At 70.6% G+C, this 16,444-nt stretch carries 17 protein-coding genes; 10 read left to right on the top strand and 7 right to left on the bottom strand.

Translation table 11 applies throughout. The features are described from left to right. The first annotated feature begins 42 nt into the window (after nt 1–42). Together ABT367_RS17035 and ABT367_RS17030 are read left to right on the top strand one after the other, a co-directional pair. Nucleotides 43–615 carry a DivIVA domain-containing protein gene (locus ABT367_RS17035; RefSeq protein ID WP_352253887.1) on the top strand — a complete coding sequence of 191 codons (573 nt, stop codon included), beginning with the start codon at nt 43–45 and terminating at the stop codon, nt 613–615. Further along, the gene (locus ABT367_RS17030; RefSeq protein WP_352253886.1) at nt 612–1,193 is read left to right on the top strand and encodes a DNA-3-methyladenine glycosylase I; all 582 of its coding nucleotides are present in this window, start codon (nt 612–614) and stop codon (nt 1,191–1,193) included. The genes ABT367_RS17035 and ABT367_RS17030 overlap by 4 nt, the downstream gene beginning before the upstream one ends. A gap of 151 nt (nt 1,194–1,344) precedes the next feature. Here ABT367_RS17030 and ABT367_RS17025 read toward each other — a convergent pair whose 3' ends face one another. After that, nucleotides 1,345–2,145: an enoyl-CoA hydratase/isomerase family protein gene (locus ABT367_RS17025; RefSeq protein ID WP_352253885.1), complete on the bottom strand. Its 801-nt coding sequence runs from the start codon at nt 2,143–2,145 to the stop codon at nt 1,345–1,347. A 343-nt stretch (nt 2,146–2,488) separates the two neighbouring features. On the opposite strand from ABT367_RS17025, the gene ABT367_RS17020 reads away from it, so the two are divergent. Beyond that, entirely contained in the window at nt 2,489–2,656 is a 168-nt protein-coding gene (locus tag ABT367_RS17020) for a DUF3117 domain-containing protein (RefSeq protein ID WP_003966491.1), read from the top strand. Nucleotides 2,657–2,759: 103 nt separating this feature from the next. Here the strand turns inward: ABT367_RS17020 and ABT367_RS17015 are convergent, their stop codons facing one another. Further along, a complete protein-coding gene (locus ABT367_RS17015; protein WP_352253905.1) occupies nt 2,760–3,431 on the bottom strand; it encodes an O-methyltransferase in 672 nt (223 codons plus the stop codon). A gap of 325 nt (nt 3,432–3,756) precedes the next feature. On the opposite strand from ABT367_RS17015, the gene sigE reads away from it, so the two are divergent. The 5 genes from sigE to ABT367_RS16990 all read left to right on the top strand — a co-directional run bounded on the left by sigE (nt 3,757) and on the right by ABT367_RS16990 (nt 9,457). Then, complete coding sequence (gene sigE / locus ABT367_RS17010) at nt 3,757–4,452, top strand: RNA polymerase sigma factor SigE (RefSeq protein WP_165336782.1); 696 nt, start codon at nt 3,757–3,759, stop codon at nt 4,450–4,452. Next, nucleotides 4,449–5,402, top strand: coding sequence for an anti-sigma factor family protein (locus ABT367_RS17005; RefSeq protein WP_352253884.1), 954 nt, complete (start codon nt 4,449–4,451; stop codon nt 5,400–5,402). The genes sigE and ABT367_RS17005 overlap by 4 nt, the downstream gene beginning before the upstream one ends. Nucleotides 5,403–6,083: 681 nt before the next feature. After that, nucleotides 6,084–8,051 carry a trypsin-like peptidase domain-containing protein gene (locus ABT367_RS17000; RefSeq protein WP_352253883.1) on the top strand — a complete coding sequence of 656 codons (1,968 nt, stop codon included), beginning with the start codon at nt 6,084–6,086 and terminating at the stop codon, nt 8,049–8,051. 198 nt (nt 8,052–8,249) lie between these two features. Beyond that, nucleotides 8,250–8,711 (top strand): sec-independent translocase, encoded by a 462-nt coding sequence (locus ABT367_RS16995; protein WP_352253882.1) that lies wholly within the window; start codon nt 8,250–8,252, stop codon nt 8,709–8,711. Between the two features lie 122 nt (nt 8,712–8,833). Then, nucleotides 8,834–9,457 (top strand): hypothetical protein, encoded by a 624-nt coding sequence (locus ABT367_RS16990; protein WP_352253881.1) that lies wholly within the window; start codon nt 8,834–8,836, stop codon nt 9,455–9,457. A 94-nt stretch (nt 9,458–9,551) separates the two neighbouring features. Here ABT367_RS16990 and ABT367_RS16985 read toward each other — a convergent pair whose 3' ends face one another. Genes ABT367_RS16985 through ABT367_RS16975 form a run of 3 tightly spaced genes read right to left on the bottom strand, consistent with a single transcriptional unit; the run spans nt 9,552 to nt 12,600 of the window. Continuing rightward, the gene (locus ABT367_RS16985) at nt 9,552–10,700 is read right to left on the bottom strand and encodes an Mrp/NBP35 family ATP-binding protein (protein ID WP_352253880.1); all 1,149 of its coding nucleotides are present in this window, start codon (nt 10,698–10,700) and stop codon (nt 9,552–9,554) included. A 42-nt stretch (nt 10,701–10,742) separates the two neighbouring features. Beyond that, nucleotides 10,743–11,330: a DUF1003 domain-containing protein gene (locus tag ABT367_RS16980; RefSeq protein ID WP_165336504.1), complete on the bottom strand. Its 588-nt coding sequence runs from the start codon at nt 11,328–11,330 to the stop codon at nt 10,743–10,745. Beyond that, entirely contained in the window at nt 11,323–12,600 is a 1,278-nt protein-coding gene (locus ABT367_RS16975) for a magnesium transporter MgtE N-terminal domain-containing protein (RefSeq protein ID WP_352253879.1), read from the bottom strand. The genes ABT367_RS16980 and ABT367_RS16975 overlap by 8 nt, the downstream gene beginning before the upstream one ends. Before the next feature lie 201 nt (nt 12,601–12,801). On the opposite strand from ABT367_RS16975, the gene ABT367_RS16970 reads away from it, so the two are divergent. Further along, the gene (locus tag ABT367_RS16970) at nt 12,802–13,545 is read left to right on the top strand and encodes a hypothetical protein (RefSeq protein WP_352253878.1); all 744 of its coding nucleotides are present in this window, start codon (nt 12,802–12,804) and stop codon (nt 13,543–13,545) included. Nucleotides 13,546–13,659: 114 nt separating this feature from the next. Here ABT367_RS16970 and ABT367_RS16965 read toward each other — a convergent pair whose 3' ends face one another. Continuing rightward, nucleotides 13,660–14,172 carry a hypothetical protein gene (locus ABT367_RS16965; RefSeq protein WP_352253877.1) on the bottom strand — a complete coding sequence of 171 codons (513 nt, stop codon included), beginning with the start codon at nt 14,170–14,172 and terminating at the stop codon, nt 13,660–13,662. 60 nt (nt 14,173–14,232) lie between these two features. After that, the gene (locus ABT367_RS16960) at nt 14,233–15,345 is read right to left on the bottom strand and encodes a magnesium and cobalt transport protein CorA (protein WP_199551824.1); all 1,113 of its coding nucleotides are present in this window, start codon (nt 15,343–15,345) and stop codon (nt 14,233–14,235) included. Between the two features lie 506 nt (nt 15,346–15,851). Here ABT367_RS16960 and ABT367_RS16955 point away from each other — a divergent pair. Continuing rightward, nucleotides 15,852–16,433 (top strand): suppressor of fused domain protein, encoded by a 582-nt coding sequence (locus ABT367_RS16955; protein WP_352253876.1) that lies wholly within the window; start codon nt 15,852–15,854, stop codon nt 16,431–16,433. Nucleotides 16,434–16,444 lie beyond the last annotated feature (11 nt).

Genomic DNA, 16,444 nt, shown 5'->3' with positions numbered 1-16,444 from the left:
TGTCTCGCTTAGGTCGCCTGCGACCTTAACTGTCGGTGCCGCATGGCACGATCGGAGCCGGACAGTTTCTGCAGTCGGGGAGTCTCCGTGTTCTGGTTCCTGCTCATCGCGCTGGTCGTGGTGGTCGCCGCGGTCACGCTCGCCGTGCTCGGCGGCTCCGAGGACGGCGTGCTGCCCGAGGCCCCGCCCCAGTACCTCGTCGACCCGCTGCCCGCGGACCGCCCCCTCGGCCGCGCCGACGTCGAGGCCCTGCGCCTGCCGACGGCCGTACGCGGCTACCGCATGGCCGACGTGGACGACGCCCTGTCCCGCCTCGGCGCCGAACTCGCGGAGCGGGACGCCCGCATCGCCCAGCTGGAACGCTCGCTGGCGGGCGTCCAGGCGGCGCCCCCGGCAGGACCGGGGCTCTTCGACAAGGCGCCGCAGAGCTATGCGACAGGGGCCACGGCCGTGGTCGCCGAGGCCTCCGCGGAGCCGGAGCCGCCGGAGCCCGCGGAAGCCGGGTGGACGCCGCCCGAGGAAGCGGGGGCCGCCCGGGCGGACGAGGACGACGACTTCGACCCGTGGAGCCCGCCGGCCGGCGGGCCCGACTCCCCGGAAGGACCGAGGCATTGAGTGGCGCGCTGGCCGGCCCGGACGGCGCGCTGCGCTGCCCCTGGGCCCTGTCGACCGAGGACTACGTCGCGTACCACGACGAGGAGTGGGGCCGCCCGGTCCACGGCGACGACGCGCTCTACGAACGTCTGAGCCTGGAGGCCTTCCAGTCGGGCCTGTCCTGGATCACGATCCTGCGCCGCCGCGAGAACTTCCGTAAGGCGTTCGCCGATTTCCGGATCGAGGCGGTCGCGGCCTTCACGGACGCGGACGCGCAGCGGCTCCTCGCGGACGCGGGCATCATCCGCAACCGCGCCAAGATCGAGGCCACGCTGGCCAACGCGCGCGCCCTCGCGGACTGGTCCCCGGGCGAACTGGACGAGTTCATCTGGTCGTTCGCCCCGGACCCGGCCGCGCGCAAGGCCCCGCGCACCCTGGCGGACGTACCCGCGATCACGGACGAGTCGACGGCCCTGTCCAAGGCGCTGAAGAAGCGGGGCCTGCGCTTCGTGGGACCGACGACGGCGTACGCGCTGATGCAGGCATGCGGCCTGGTGGACGACCACCTGGCGGACTGCGTGGCACGCGGCCGGACCTGACCCACCGTCCGCCCGGCCGGACCCGACCCACCGTCCGCCCGGCCGGACCTGACCCACCGTCCGCCCGGCCGGACCCGACCCACCGTCCACGCGGCCGGACCCGACCCACAGTCCGCCCGGCCGGGGCTGAACCCCGGCCCGCAGGGCACCCCTACCGCCCCAGATACTCGGGCTTCTTCTTGGCGATGAACGCCCGCACCGCGATCGCGTGATCCTCCGACGCGCCCGCCCGCGTCTGGAGTTCGTCCTCCTTCTCCAGCGTCTCGGCCAGCGAGTGCGACGCCGCGAAGGCCAGCGACTCCTTGAGCGCCGCGTAGGCGACGGTCGGCCCCGTGGCCAGGGTCCGCGCGAGTGCCTCCGCCTCCGCCGCAAGCGACTCCGCCGGCACCAGCCGGTTCGCGATCCCCAGCTCGTACGCCTCCTGCGCCTTCACCGTACGAGGGAAGAGCAGCAGATCCGCGGCGCGCCCGGGCCCGATCAGTTTCGGCAGCGTCCAGGAGACCCCCGAGTCGGCGGTCAGGGCGACACCCGCGAACGAGGTGTTGAAGGACGCGGTCTCCGCCACGATCCGGTAGTCCGCCGCGAGCGCGAAGCCGAATCCGGCCCCCGCCGCGACCCCGTTCACACCGGCCACGACCGGCTTCGGCATCTCGGTGAGCGCCCGCACGATCGGGTTGTAGTGCTCACGCACCGTCGACATCGTCTGCCCGCTGCCCGACTCGCGGTCCGCCGTGAGCGACCCGATGTGCTCCTTGAGGTCCTGCCCCACACAGAAGGCACGCCCGGTCGCGGTGAGAAGTACGGCTCGTACGGAGGGGTCCGCGGCCGCTGCCTGCACGGCATCGCGCAGCGCGACCTTCGCCTCCGTGTTCATCGCGTTCATCGCCTCGGGACGGTTCAGCGTGATCGTCGCGAGCCCGTCGCCCACCTCATAGAGCACGGTGTCGGCCATGGAGGTCCGTCCCCTCGTTACGTATGAACAGGTAAACGCGCACGTACCGTCACGGCGCATGCGTCAGGGGACAGCATGGCTCAGACGGATCACCCGGGGTATGGGTCCCGGCATGTGACGTGCGTCAAAGAATTCACGTCTGCCGAGGGGTGGGAAGCGGAGCAGTATCGCAGTCACATCGCCGAATTGGGTGGTTTTGCTCAAGCGCGTTGCGCAAGCGATGCCGACTGATGTTGGTCATCGGGTCTGTTGATGCGGGATAATGGCTTGGAAGCAATGTGTTCGATGCCGGTGACACCTGGGTTGTCGGCTGCGTGAGCTGGTTTCAGGAAGGGGAACGAGCATGGCGGCCATGAAGCCGCGAACGGGCGACGGCCCGCTCGAGGTGACCAAGGAGGGGCGGGGCATCGTCATGCGCGTTCCGCTCGAAGGCGGAGGGCGACTTGTCGTCGAGCTGACTCCCGATGAGGCCGATGCGCTCGGCGACGCCCTGAAGAAGGTCGTCGGCTGACGTAACGTCCACCATTTTCACCGCCCCGGCACACTAACAAGTGCCGGGGCGGTGTTGTTCGCAAGGGGGGCACGGGCGGGATACGCGGGCGTCCACGAGTGGGTTACGCGGGGGTCGCCCGCTTCACCGCGCACAGCAGCCCGTCGCCCACCGGCAGCACCGACGGCACCAGCTCCGGGCTCTCCCGTACGGTCCGCAGCAGCTCCCGCAGCCGCAGGACCTCGACCGGCTGGGGTCCCGAGTCGACCGTGCGCCCGTCGGCGAAGACGCCCTCGAACACGACCAGGCCGCCCGGCCGCAGCAGGCGCAACGATTCAGCGAGGTAGTCGAGGGACTCGGTCCGGTCGCCGTCGCAGAAGACCAGGTCGTATCCGCTGTCCGCGAGCCGCGGCAGTACGTCGAGCGCGCGTCCGGGGATGAACCGCGCCCGGTTGCTCGCGAAGCCGGCCGCGCGCAGTGCGGTGCGGGCGAACTGCTGGCGCTCGGGCTCGGGGTCGACCGTGGTCAGGACCCCGTCGAGGCGCATCCCGCCCAGGAGATGGATACCGGACACCCCGGTGCCGGTACCGATTTCGGCCACCGATTTGGCGCCGACCGTCGCGGCCAGCATCCGCAGCGCGGCGCCCGTCGCGGGAGACACCGCACGCAGCCCCGCCTCGCGCGCGCGCTCGCGCGCCCAGAGCAGCGCCTCGTCCTCCGCGACGAAAGCGTCGGCAAAAGCCGAAGTCGGCTGCCGGTTGCCGGTAATGACCCTCTCCTGTCTCCCCGTATGTATCTGGCCGTGACTGTATCCGCTGGGCCGGGAACCTGCTGATGGGGCTGGGCGTTGAAAGCGGTGTACGGGCAGGTGCGGGGGCGAGGGGGCCCCTCGGGAAGTTCCGGTGCCGCAGGACGGGGGGAATGAAATGGACCTGGGGGACGAAGAGTACGAACGGCCGGGGCGAACCCGTCTGCGATCTTCTCCACGATCTTCAAATTCTCGTAAAGACTCTTATCCTGAGCTAACAGGCGAGGTGGCTATGGTAGGGGCTCCACTGGACACCACCAGAGCCGACAGGGGAGGTGCGGCTACGACCGGTGACCTCGGAACGATGGCGCGAATCAAGCGCCGCTTCCTCAGGTCGGCGGGCGAGCCGAAATCCGTGACCGACACTGCTGACCACTCCGCCGTTTCCGCACAGACCGCGACCTTTGCCGCCGATGCGGAATCCCAGGCGTGGACTCCGCCCAGCTGGGAGGAGATCGTCAGCACGCACAGCGGACGCGTCTACCGCCTCGCCTACCGACTGACGGGCAACCAGCACGACGCCGAGGACCTCACCCAGGAGGTCTTCGTCCGCGTCTTCCGCTCGCTGTCCACCTATACGCCCGGCACCTTCGAGGGCTGGCTGCACCGCATCACCACCAATCTGTTCCTGGACATGGTCCGGCGACGGCAGCGAATCCGTTTCGACGCGCTCGGCGACGACGCGGCCGAGCGGCTGCCCAGCCGTGAGCCCAACCCGCAGCAGGTCTTCAACGACACGCATTTCGACGCGGACGTCCAGCAGGCCCTCGACACCCTCGCACCCGAATTCCGCGCCGCGGTCGTCCTGTGCGATATCGAAGGACTCTCGTACGAGGAGATCGCCGCGACACTCGGCGTGAAGCTCGGCACCGTGCGCAGCCGGATCCACCGCGGCCGCTCGCAGCTCCGCAAGGCCCTGCAGCACCGGTCTCCCGAAGCCCGCGCCGAACGCCGTTCTCTCGCGGTCGTCGGTGTGCCGGCTCTGGGGGGAGGGGGCGCGACCGCGTGAGTGGATCACGGCTCAACCCTGCCGAGCGGCATCTTGCCGAGCAGCATCTGGGAGACCGGCTCGCCGCCCTGGTGGACGGCGAACTGGGCCATGACACCCGCGAGCGGGTCCTCGCCCATCTCGCGACCTGCGCCAAGTGCAAGGCCGAAGCCGATGCACAGCGCCGTCTGAAGACCTTCTTCGCCGAGGTCGCGCCGCCCCCGCCGTCCGAGAGTTTCCTCGCACGGCTGCAAGGGCTGTCCGAGTCAGGGGGCCCGGGCGGTTCCGTGGACCAGGGCGACCCCTTCGGCCGGCCGCTCGCGGACGGTGTGTTCGGTGCACGCGACGACGGCGGCTTCGGGCTGCGCGCCGACACCTTCTCGTACGCGCCGTCCGGCGGCCGCGGCGGCATGCTGCCCGGCGGCGATCGCGCGGGCGGGTTCCGTATCCACGAAGTCGGCCGCAGCGGTGCCGAGCGTGCGGCCGCCTCGCGCGGGCGGCGCTTCGCCTTCGCGGCCGCCGGTGCGGTCTCGCTGGCCGCGATCGCGCTCGGCGGGGTCTCCACCGGAGTGCCCGCCGACACCGCCGAGGCGCGGGGCCGGGCCAATGCCTCACCGCAGCGCACCCAGGGTGCGGCCACCGCGGCCGACACAAGCCGGCGGCGCGGCGGTGCGCAGAGCGTCGGCGCTCAGGCGCCGGGCAGGCTCTCCGCGCCGGTCGCCTCCCCCGGAGTGTCCGCTCCGGGCGTGCCCGGCGTGACGGGACAGCGGCAACTGCCGCTCGCCTCCCCGATACTGAACCGCTCCGCGGCGCTCCCTCCGCTGATACGTCCGGTCGCGGCCACCGTTCCGTACTCACCGCTGCCTCCCTTCGGGGAGAGCTCCGCCGCGCCGGGGCAGACCGCCGTGCCGGAGGAGCCAGCCGCGCCCAGCCCGTCCCCCGTCGCCGGACTTTCGCTGCCCGCCCGCTGACCCTGCCGCTGACCGCCCGCCGGTGCACCTGGTTGAATCCCGGGTGGGATCGCCGCCGAGAGGTGGGTATCCCTGTTGGGGGTTGCGCCCGGCGGGCGGATCCGGGGTGAGGGACGTGTCGTGTACGGCGGTTCCTGCCCGTGGACCGCGTCGGCCGGGGACCTCGTGTGTGGTCCGCGCCCGAGGGCGCGGGGACGAGACGCCGAACGCTGCGTGGGGAGAGGCATGGACGAGGGGAAGCCCACCGGGTCCAAGGCGAAGTGGTGGAGCCGGCCCCGGAGTTCCGATGAGCCCGCGCCGGCGGACACCGCCCAGGATGCGGTGCGGGACGCGGTGCCCGGTGCTGAGGGAGCTGCTTCGGACGGGGACTATCCGTTGAGTGCTCCGGGGGTTCCGGGGGGTTTGGATGCTTCGGGTGGCTCGGGTGGCTCGGGTGGCTCGGGTGGCTCGGGTGGCTCCGGCGCTCCGGAGGTTGCGGGTGGCTCGGGTGTTTCAGGTGTCCAGGGCGTCTCGGGGGTTCCGGCTGGTTCGGATGGGGCGTTTGCCTCAAGTGCCTCAAGTGCGTCAAGCGCTTCGGATGCCGGGGGAGTCGCCGGTGGCGAGGGGGTAAGTGAGGCCTTGGGGGCGGCTGTTGGGCCCGATTCCGGTCGTACGGGCGAGGCGGCCGGGGCCGGCGCGACCATGGCCTCGGACGAAGCTCCCGCACCCGCTGAGCCCGCCCCCGCCGACCGGCCGAGCCCGCTGCACGACCCCGACCCCTACAGCACGCCGCCCTACGGAGGCCCCGGACCCTGGGCGCCCGCGCCGCCCGTGCAACACCCGGTGGCCACTCCGGCGCAGGGCACGGTGGTGCCGCAGGGTGCGGCTCCGGTGCACGGTGCGCCCTCCGCGTATCCGCAGAGCGCCCAGGCCCCGCAGCCGATACCCGGCGCGCAGATACCCCCGGCCCAGGACGCCCCCGCGCCGGCCGCTCCGACCCACGCCGGCCCTGCCCTGGCAGCCCACGTCCCGCCGCACGCCCCGCAGCCGCACGGCGCCCAGATACCGCAGCAGCCGGGCGCACCCCAGCCCCACCTGACCGCGGCACATCCGCACCCTCAGGCCGCAGCCCACCCGCAGTCCTCCCCGGCCCACCCGCAGCCCGCTCACCCGACGCAGGGCGGGCCGATGCCGGGCCAGGGCCACCCGACGCAGGGTCAGCCGATGCCGGGCCAAGCCCACCCGACGCAGGCTCACGGCCAGCAGATACCGGGCCAGGGCCACCCGACGCAGGGTCACGGCCAGCAGATACCGAGCCAGGACCACCCGGCGCAGGGTCAGCCCGCACCCAGCCACTCCACCCCGCCCCCGCACACGGTCCACACCCCGCCATCCGATGGCACCCCCGCCCACGGCTCCCCCGCCCACGGAGCCCAAGCCCACGCCGCCGCTCAGCTCCCCGCCGTCCAACAGCCCGCACCCCCCAACCCCTGGGCCACATACGACCCTTGGCGTTCCTCGCAGCCCCTGCTGCAGAGCGACGGGAGTGCCGGGGCGCCCAAGCGGAAGTCCCGCAAGGGGCTGCTCGTTCTCGGGGCCGTCGCACTGTCGCTGGTCACCGGCGGAATCGGCGGCGGTATCGGCGCGTATATCGAACGCAACGGCGGCGTCTCCGAGGTCGAGCTGGGCCAGGCAGGCGAGGAGTCCAAGGACCGCGCCCCCGAGAGCGTGGCCGGCATCGCCTCCAGCGCGCTCCCCAGCGTCGTCACCCTGCACGTGAGCGGTGACGACGGCGCGGGCACCGGCACCGGCTTCGTGCTCGACGGCAAGGGCCACATCCTCACCAACAACCACGTAGTCGAACCCGGCGGCGACGGCGGCGAGATCTCCGTGACCTTCAGTGGTGGCGAGACCGCGAGCGCCAAGATCGTGGGCCGGGACGCCGGTTACGACCTCGCCGTGGTGAAGGTCAGCAACGTCAAGGGCCTCAAGCCGCTGCCGCTCGGCAACTCCGACAACGTCCAGGTCGGTGATCCCGTCGTGGCGATCGGCGCTCCCTTCGACCTCTCCAACACCGTCACCTCCGGGATCATCAGCGCCAAGGAGCGCCCGATCACGGCCGGCGGCGAGGCCGACGGCAGCGATGTCTCCTATGTGAACGCCCTGCAGACCGACGCCCCCATCAACCCCGGCAACTCCGGCGGCCCGCTCGTCGACTCCAAGGCCCGCGTGATCGGCATCAACAGCGCGATCCGCTCGGCCGGTGACGGCGGCGGCACGGAGGGCGGTCAGGCGGGCTCGATCGGCCTCGGCTTCGCGATCCCGATCAATACGGGCAAGCGGGTCGCCGAGCAGTTGATCAACGAAGGCCGGGCCACGCACCCGGTGATCGAGGTCACGCTGGACACCGAGTTCACCGGCGACGGCGCCCGGGTCGCGGAGAAGGCCGGTGGTGGCGGCCCCGCGGTCAAGCCCGGCGGACCGGGAGCCAAGGCGGGCATCGAGTCCGGCGATGTGGTCACGGAAGTCGACGGACAGCGGATCCACTCGGGCGAGGAGCTGATCGTGAAGATCCGCGCCCATGAGCCGGGCGACCGCCTGGAGTTGACGATCGAGCGCGACGGCAAGGAGCGCACGCTCTCGGTGACCCTCGGCGAGGCGGGCGACTGAGAGGCGAAAGGTGCGGCAGCCGTCCGGAGGGCTACGGGCCGGGCGGCAACTGTTCACCGAAACGTCCGACGATTGATCGCTGATCCCGGCGACCGGACAGTACCGGTCGCCGGGGATCGGCGGGTACCGTAGAGCTGCCCGGGAACCGGTCTTCGGACCACCTGCCACCGGGGCTGCGGACAGGGCAAGGAGCGATACGTGTTCAACGACATAGGCGGACTCGAGCTGATCGCGCTCGTGGTCCTCGCCGTGCTCATCTTCGGCCCGGACAAGCTGCCCAAGGTCATCCAGGACGTCTCCGCGTTCGTCCGGAAGATCCGTGCGTTCTCCGAGAGTGCAAAGCAGGACATCCGTGAGGAACTGGGCCCTGAGTTCAAGGACTTCGAGTTCGAGGACCTGAACCCGAAGAAGTTCATCCGCAAGCAGCTCGACCAGCACGGCGACGACCTCGGGATCGACGAGATCCGCAACGGCTTCAACCTCAAGAAGGAGATGGCCGAGGTCACGGACGCCGTGAACGGCAGCGAGAGCTCGAGCAGCGCCGGCGGCACCAGGACCAGCCTCACGAAGGGCCCCGAGACCAGCCTCACCAAGGGCTCTGACCTGGAGAAGAAGCCGGCTCAGGACGACCGTCCGCCGTTCGACGCCGACGCGACCTGACCCCGCCAAAACCGTCCCCGCCGAGCCCTATGGCTATCCTCCTCAGGTGTTGTCCGGACTTCAGGACGCCCGAGGGGGGTGGGCCGCTCCGGACCGAACAGGACGAAGGAGGCGGCCGGTAGATGGAGACGACGAGTCAGCCCAGTCGGGCGGGAGTGCGCACGGTCGACGGCTATCTGCTTGCGCCGTTCCCGTGGTACGCACTCGACGAGGCCTTCACGGGCCCACGCTGGCTGATGCAGGTCGGCGCCGCGGCGGACGGCACGGTCGAGCACGGTTCGATCGGTCACGGCGACGAGCCCGCGGTGCGCGCCGACATGAGCGCCGACCGTGAGCGCTTCGCGGTCGTGGTGACGGTCGCGGCCAACCCGGTGCGCCGCAGCCCGGACGGCACCGGCGTCATGGAGGCGACCTCGGTCTCCTCCGCCGCGTGGCTCGCCGGCGTCGGACTCCTCAGCTTCACCTGGCCGCAGCAGATGGACCACACCCTGCGCGACGACTGGCTGGACCAGCAGACCGAGACGGCCTGGGTGCTCGCCGACGACCTCGCGGGCCCCGACTGGTCGACCCTCTCGCTGCCGGTGGACGGGGTTCCGACCTCGTTCCACTACCGCGAGTCCGAGTTCGGCTGGGTGCTCGCGGGCTCCACTCAGGAGGGCGTCCACCTGGGCGCGTACGGCCGCGGCATGAGCGCGTACGGCCTGGGCTTCTCGGTGGTCAAGGACATCGGGACCTACGAGAGCTGAGCGAGCGGCCACGGCAGACACGGCGATACGCGGATGGGGCGCCCCTCACCAAGAGGGGCGCCCCATCCGCGTATCACGTCACCGAAGCGGGTGCTCAGAACTTGTTGCGCGGCGTGATCCCGAGCGACATGCCCGACAGACCGCGCTGCCGCCCGCCCAGCTTGCCCGCGATCGCACGCAGCGCCGCACCGGCCGGCGAATCGGGGTCGGACAGGACCACCGGCTTGCCGTCGTCGCCGCCTTCGCGCAGCCGTACGTCGATCGGGATCGCACCGAGGACCGGCACATTGGCGCCCGTCGTCTTGGTGAGGCCCTCGGCGACCGCCTGGCCGCCGCCCGTGCCGAACACGTCGATCATCTCGTCGCAGTGCGGGCAGGGCAGGCCCGACATGTTCTCGACGACGCCGACGATCTTCTGGTGGGTCTGCACGGCGATGGAGCCCGCGCGCTCGGCCACCTCGGCGGCGGCCTGCTGCGGGGTGGTGACGACGAGGATCTCGGCGTTCGGCACGAGCTGCGCGACCGAGATCGCGATGTCGCCGGTGCCGGGCGGCAGGTCGAGAAGGAGCACGTCGAGGTCGCCCCAGTAGACGTCCGCGAGGAACTGCTGGAGCGCGCGGTGCAGCATCGGGCCGCGCCACACGACCGGTGCGTTGCCCGGGGTGAACATGCCGATGGAGATGACCTTCACACCGTTCGCGGACGGCGGCATGATCATGTTCTCGACCTGGGTGGGACGGCCTTCCGCGCCCAGCATCCGCGGTACGGAGTGGCCGTAGATGTCGGCGTCCACGACACCGACCTTGAGACCGTCGGCGGCCATCGCGGCCGCCAGGTTCACCGTCACCGAGGACTTGCCGACGCCGCCCTTGCCGGAGGCCACCGCATACACCCGGGTCAGCGAGCCGGGCTTGGCGAAGGGGACCTCGCGCTCGGCGGTGCCGCCGCGCAGCGCCGCGGCCAGCTCCTTGCGCTGCTCGTCGCTCATCACGTCGAGCTCGACCTGGACGGAGGTCACACCCTCGACGGCCTGCACCGCCTCGGTCACGCGGGACGTGATCGTCTCGCGCATCGGGCAGCCGGAGACCGTGAGGTAGATGGCGACGGCCACCGCGCCATCCGCAGCGACCTCGACCGATTTCACCATGCCGAGCTCGGTGATCGGCCGGTTGATCTCGGGGTCGTTGACCGTGGAGAGCGCCTCGCGCAGCGCCTCTTCAGTCGGATACGTGTCGGTAGCCATACGGAGATGGTACGGCGACCGGGTGACAAGCCGTACGACTGGTCAGCGGTCGTCTTCGTCACGCTGCTCGGCCGGGGAGAGCGGGAATACATGGCGCTCCAGCGCTCTGCGTTCCTCCATCTCCTTGACCAGGTCCTGCAGTTCGGACCGGATCCAGTCCCGGGTCGCCACCTCGCCGAGACCGATCCGCAGCGCGGCGATCTCGCGGGTCAGATACTCGGTGTCCGCGATGGACCGCTCGTTCTGCTTGCGGTCCTGTTCCAGGTTGACCCGGTCGCGGTCGTCCTGCCGGTTCTGCGCGAGCAGGATCAGCGGAGCGGCGTACGAGGCCTGCAGCGAGAGCATCAGGGTCAGGAAGATGAACGGGTACTCGTCGAAGCGCAGATGCTTGGGCACCACGATGTTCCAGATCACCCAGGCGAGGATGAGCACGGTCATCCAGACCAGGAAGGTGCCCGTCCCCAGGAAGCGCGCGATCTTCTCCGAGAACCGTCCGAACGCGTCCGGATCCACCTCGGGCAGATACCGCCGCCGCGGCGGCCGCGGCTGGTCGAGGCGCACACGGGCGCGGGCGAGCGCACGCTCCTTCGTGGCGGCCTCGCCGCGCTCGGTCAGCCCGTACTCACTCATGGACCGGGTTCACCTCCGCCGCATGGAACTCGTTCTCGCGCCAGTCGTCGGGCAGCAGATGGTCGAGCACGTCATCGACGGTGACCGCGCCGAGCAGCGATCCGCTGTCGTCGACGACGGGCGCCGCGACCATGTCGTACGTGGCGAAGAAGCTGGTCACCTCGGGCAGCGAGGTGTCCGGTGAGAGCGTCTGCAGATCCTTGTCGAGCATCGCGCCGACCAGCGTGAACGGAGGATCGCGGAGCAGCCGCTGGAAGTGGATCGTGCCCAGGTACTTGCCGGTCGGCGTCTGGTCGGGCGGCCGGCAGACGTAGACCTGCGCGGCGAGCGCGGGGGAGAGGTCGGGGTTGCGGACCCGGGCCAGTGCGTCGGCGACGGTCGCGTCCGGCGGCAGCACGATCGGCTCGGTCGTCATCAGACCACCGGCCGTGCGCTCCTCGTACGCCATCAGACGCCGTACGTCGGCGGCGTCCTGCGGCTGCATCAGTTCGAGCAGCTTCTCCTGCTCGTCCTCGGGCAGCTCGGAGAGCAGGTCGGCCGCGTCGTCGGGGTCCATCGCCTCGAGGACATCGGCGGCGCGCTCCTCCTGGAGCTTGCCGAGGATCTCGATCTGGTCGTCCTCGGGCAGCTCCTCGAGGACGTCGGCGAGCCGGTCGTCGTCGAGGGCCGCGGCCACCTCGATACGGCGCTTGGGGGAGAGATGATGCAGCACATTGGCGAGGTCGGCGGCGCGCAGCTGCTCGAACGTGGCGAGCAGCGATTCCGCGCCCTGGCCCTGCTCCTCCAGCGTGAACCCGGTGACGGACGACCACTCGACGGTCAGCGCCTCGCCCTTGGCCCGCCGAAACGTTCCGGCCTTCCCCTTGCGTACGTAGACCCGGTCGATCTCCCAGTCACGGCGCGCCGGCAGCTGCTGCACCGACACATCGAGCACCGTGACCTCCTCGCCGGAATCGACCAGACGTACGCGGCGGTCGAGCAGTTCCCCGATGACCAGGCGTTCGGTGGGCCGCTGCTCGAAGCGGCGTACGTTCAGTACGCCCGTCGTGATGACCTGTCCGGCCTGAATTCCGGTCACCCGGGTCATGGGCAGGAAGATCCGGCGCCGTGTGGACAGTTCGACGACGAGACCGAGCAGGATCGGCGGACGGTTGCCCACGCGCAGCATCGCGACCAGGTCGCGCACGCGCCCCACCTGGTCACCGTTGGGGTCGAAGACGGCCGTGTCCGACAGATGCGAGACGAAGATCCGGGGGGTGCCGGACGGCATACGGTCTCCTTCGCGCGGGCGAGGTCGGCTGCTGTCTGTCTCTTGTCTGGCGATTCTCAGGCAATACGGCCTTCAGGCTAGTACGCCCCGTTTGGAAACGCCCTGGTGGGGCGTCCGCAAGGCTGTCTGCAAGCGGCGTACGGGTCCCGGGTACGCTGCCCTACTGCTGGTAAACAACCCGGACGAGAGGCAGTGCCGCACGTGACCGTGATCCCCTTGGGCCGTGCCCGCCGCAGCGCCGTCGTCGGTGCGCTGAGTGCGGGGTTGTTCGCCGGGATCACTGGCCTGGTGGGCTGCAGTTCCGAGGATCCCGACGCGGGCACCAACGGGATGGCGGACCTCTCGGCGGCCAAGATCCACAGCCAGGCGCGGGCCGCCGCCGACAGCGTCGCCTCGGTGACCGTCAACGCCGATCTGGTCGTCAAGGGACAGCCGTACAAGATCGACATGAAGCTGAACTCGGACGGCGGCACCGGGAAGATCACCGACAACGGGGTCAGCTTCCGCCTGCTTCGCGTCGGCGACGACGTCTTCATGCAGGCCGACGCCGCGCTGCTCAAGGAGGGCGACAAGCCCGCCAAGCCGTCCAAGCTCTCCGACAAGTACGTGAAGGTCCCCGAGGACGACCCCAAGTACAAGCGGCTGCGCGCCTACACCGACAAGGGCGATCTGCTCGACATGCTGCTCGACCTGCCGGGCAAGCTCACCAAGGGCGACCGCTCCACCGTCGGCTCGGTACGCACCATCCAGCTCGCCGCGGGCAACGGGGACGGCGGCACCATCGACGTCTCCCTGGAGGGCGAGCCGTATCCGCTGCGGCTGGTGCGCGCGGGCGGCGCGGGCACGCTGAAACTCAGCGACTGGGGGCAGAGCGTGACGGTCGAGGCGCCGGCGAAGAACGAGATGGTGGACTTCGGGTCCCAGCTGCCGAAGTCGGCGGGCTGACCTTCAGTCGTACGTGTCCTCTGCTGGCGCTCTGCCGTACGTGTCCTCTGCGGGCCCTCTGTCGTACGTGCCCTCTGCTGACCTTCTGCCGTACGTGTCTCCTGCGGCCGCTCCTTACGAGCTCCGCTTCCGCCGCTTGAACAGCAGCCGCGGCAGTGCGGCCGGGATCTCCTGGCGCGTGGTGGACGGGGACGGCAGCGGCGCGGCGGCCAGCGACCCGCCGGGCAGCTCACGGTCCGTGCCCCGCCACTCCAGACGCAGGACGCGGCACTCGCGCGCCCACCGCTCGGTCAGCTGCTCGCTGTCGGGCGCATTGAGCCGCTTGCCCTTGAGCTCGGCGACGGCGGCCTCCCACCCGGCCGAGTGCGGCGCGAGCTCCACCACCTTGGCGTCCCAGGCCACGAGCCGCCCGCCCTTGTCCTTGCTGCGCACGGTGACCTGAGCGCGGCCCCCGTCGGTCAGGCCGGGCAGCGGCTGCTCGCCGGGCCCGTCGCCCACGATGTGGGCGGCGCCCTCGGTCCATACGTGCCACAGCGCGCGGGCGGGCCCGGAACCCTGCACCCAGATGAGACCGGACTTCTTGGTGGCCTCCTCGGCGAGGGCGGCGTCGAGCAGCGACTCAGTCATACGTGCAGGGTAGGCGAGGGGTGCGAAGGTCCGTACGGGGGAGCGGCCCGAAGACCCGTACTACAGCCACCCGTTCCGCTTCAGGGTGCGGTGGATCACGAAGCAGATCCCGGCGATCCCGGCCATCACCATGGGGTAGCCGTACTGCCAGTCGGTCTCCGGCATGTAGTCGAAGTTCATGCCGTACACCCCGCAGATCATCGTCGGTACGGCGATGATGGCCGCCCATGAGGTGATCTTGCGCATGTCCTCGTTCTGCGCGACGGTCGCCTGCGCGAGGTTGGCCTGCAGGATCGAGTTGAGCAGTTCGTCGAAGCCGACCACCTGCTCCTGGACGCGGGCCAGGTGGTCGGCCACGTCACGGAAGTAGTTCTGGATGTCCGGGTCGATCAGCCGCATCGGCCGCTCGCTCAGGAGCTGCATCGGCCGGCACAGCGGCGACACCGCCCGCTTGAACTCGAGCACCTCGCGCTTGAGTTGGTAGATCCGGCCGGCGTCGCTGCCGCGCGCACGGCCCCTGCTGTCCGGCGAGAAGACCTCGCTCTCGACCTCGTCGATATCGTTCTGCACGGCGTCGGCCACGGCGATGTACCCGTCCACCACGTGGTCGGCGATGGAGTGCAGCACCGCCGATGGGCCCTTCGCGAGCAGCTCCGGGTCGTCCTGCAGCCGGTGCCGCAGACCCCTGAGCGAACCCTGGCCGCCGTGCCGGACGGTGATGAAGAAGTCCTTGCCGGTGAAGCACATGACCTCGCCGGTCTCCACCACCTCGCTGGTGGCGGTGAGTTCGGCGTGCTCCACGTAATGGATCGTCTTGAACACCGTGAACAGGGTGTCGTCGTACCGCTCCAGCTTCGGCCGCTGGTGCGCGTGCACCGCGTCCTCCACGGCGAGCGGGTGCAGCCCGAACTCGGCGGCGATACCGGCGAATTCGGTCTCGGTGGGCTCGTGCAGACCGATCCAGGCGAAGCCGCCGTCGCGCCGTACGAGCAGCATCGCCTCGTGCGGCGTCATCGACTCGTCGCTCTTGACGCGACGGCCGTCGCGGTAGACCGCGCAGTCGACCACGGCGCTCAGGGCGGACGGGTCGCGCGTGGTGTCGTACGCCGGTCCGCTCGGGGTCTTGCGGAGCTGGGGGCGGACGGCGGCACGCAGGTCACGGATCATCGACATGGCAGGCTCCTTCGAGGCGCGACTGCCGGTGCGGGCGGTGGCACAGCCCGGAATGGGGACGTCCGACGTTCTTCGGCGGACATCCGCAAAGCGGGCGGCACCGTGCATCGCTGCCGGCACTCTCACCACTGGGACAGATCAAGCACGGGATCTTGCGGGTACCCCTGCTCGAGCGAGGTCGGGAGCGGGGGAGGGACCGAGACGCTCTTCCGTCGTGCGGATGCCTGGTGTCCGGAGTTTGCCCGGCTGCGGGCGGGGTACGGGAAGCCCCGAGTGAAAGGCAGTTACCTGGCGGAAGAACGGGTGGTACTGCACGGTCGACTTCGATCCATCAGTCCCACCTCCTCGCGCCGGGCCCCCGTGGGGGAAAGCCGTCTGCCGGGCCTTCTCGTGCTGACTACCAGTGTGGCCGTCAACACGATGCCCTGACCAGCCGCCAACCCTATCAGCCGACTGAAGTGCCCTGCCCTGCTTTGCCTTTCCCATACGAGATCTATGCTCGCGGGATGGCAGATGTACTGGCTCTCGTCGAAGCCCGGCTGCGTATGGCGCTGGGCGAACCGGACGCGCGCGCGTCGGTCACCTTCCTCGGCACGGACCGTATCGAGGTGCTCCGCTTCACCGACGGCGACGTGGTCCGCTATGCGACGCTCGGCATGTCCGCCACCCCGATGACGGATCCCACGGCCGCGTTGGCGGACCCGGTGCGGGGGCCTCGCGCGGAGCTCGTCCTTTCGGTACGGGCAGGGCGCGCCGACACCGACAAGGTGCTCCGTGCGCTGGCCGTCCTGGCGGCCTCTCCGCAGGTCGAGGGCGTGGTGGTGGCTCCCGGCGCCTCGCTCGACACGGGCGAACCGCTGTGGCCCGGCGCCCCGTTCACCTCCGTCCTGGTCGCCGAACCGGGCGGTCTGGTCGAGGACTTGGAGCTGGACGAGCCGATGGACCCGGTGCACTTTCTGCCGCTCCTGCCGATGACGCCGAACGAGGCGGCGTGGAAGCGGGTGCACGGGGCGGCGGCTCTGGAGGAGAAGTGGCTGGAGCGGGGGACGGATCTGCGGGATCCGGTGCGACGGGGCGTGGAGGTGTAGCCCCCACGGCG

This window comes from Streptomyces mesophilus (assembly GCF_040300965.1).
Taxonomy (GTDB): domain Bacteria; phylum Actinomycetota; class Actinomycetes; order Streptomycetales; family Streptomycetaceae; genus Streptomyces; species Streptomyces mesophilus_A.
Note: the sequence above shows the minus strand (reverse complement) of the source record. Positions and strands in the feature narration are given on the sequence as shown.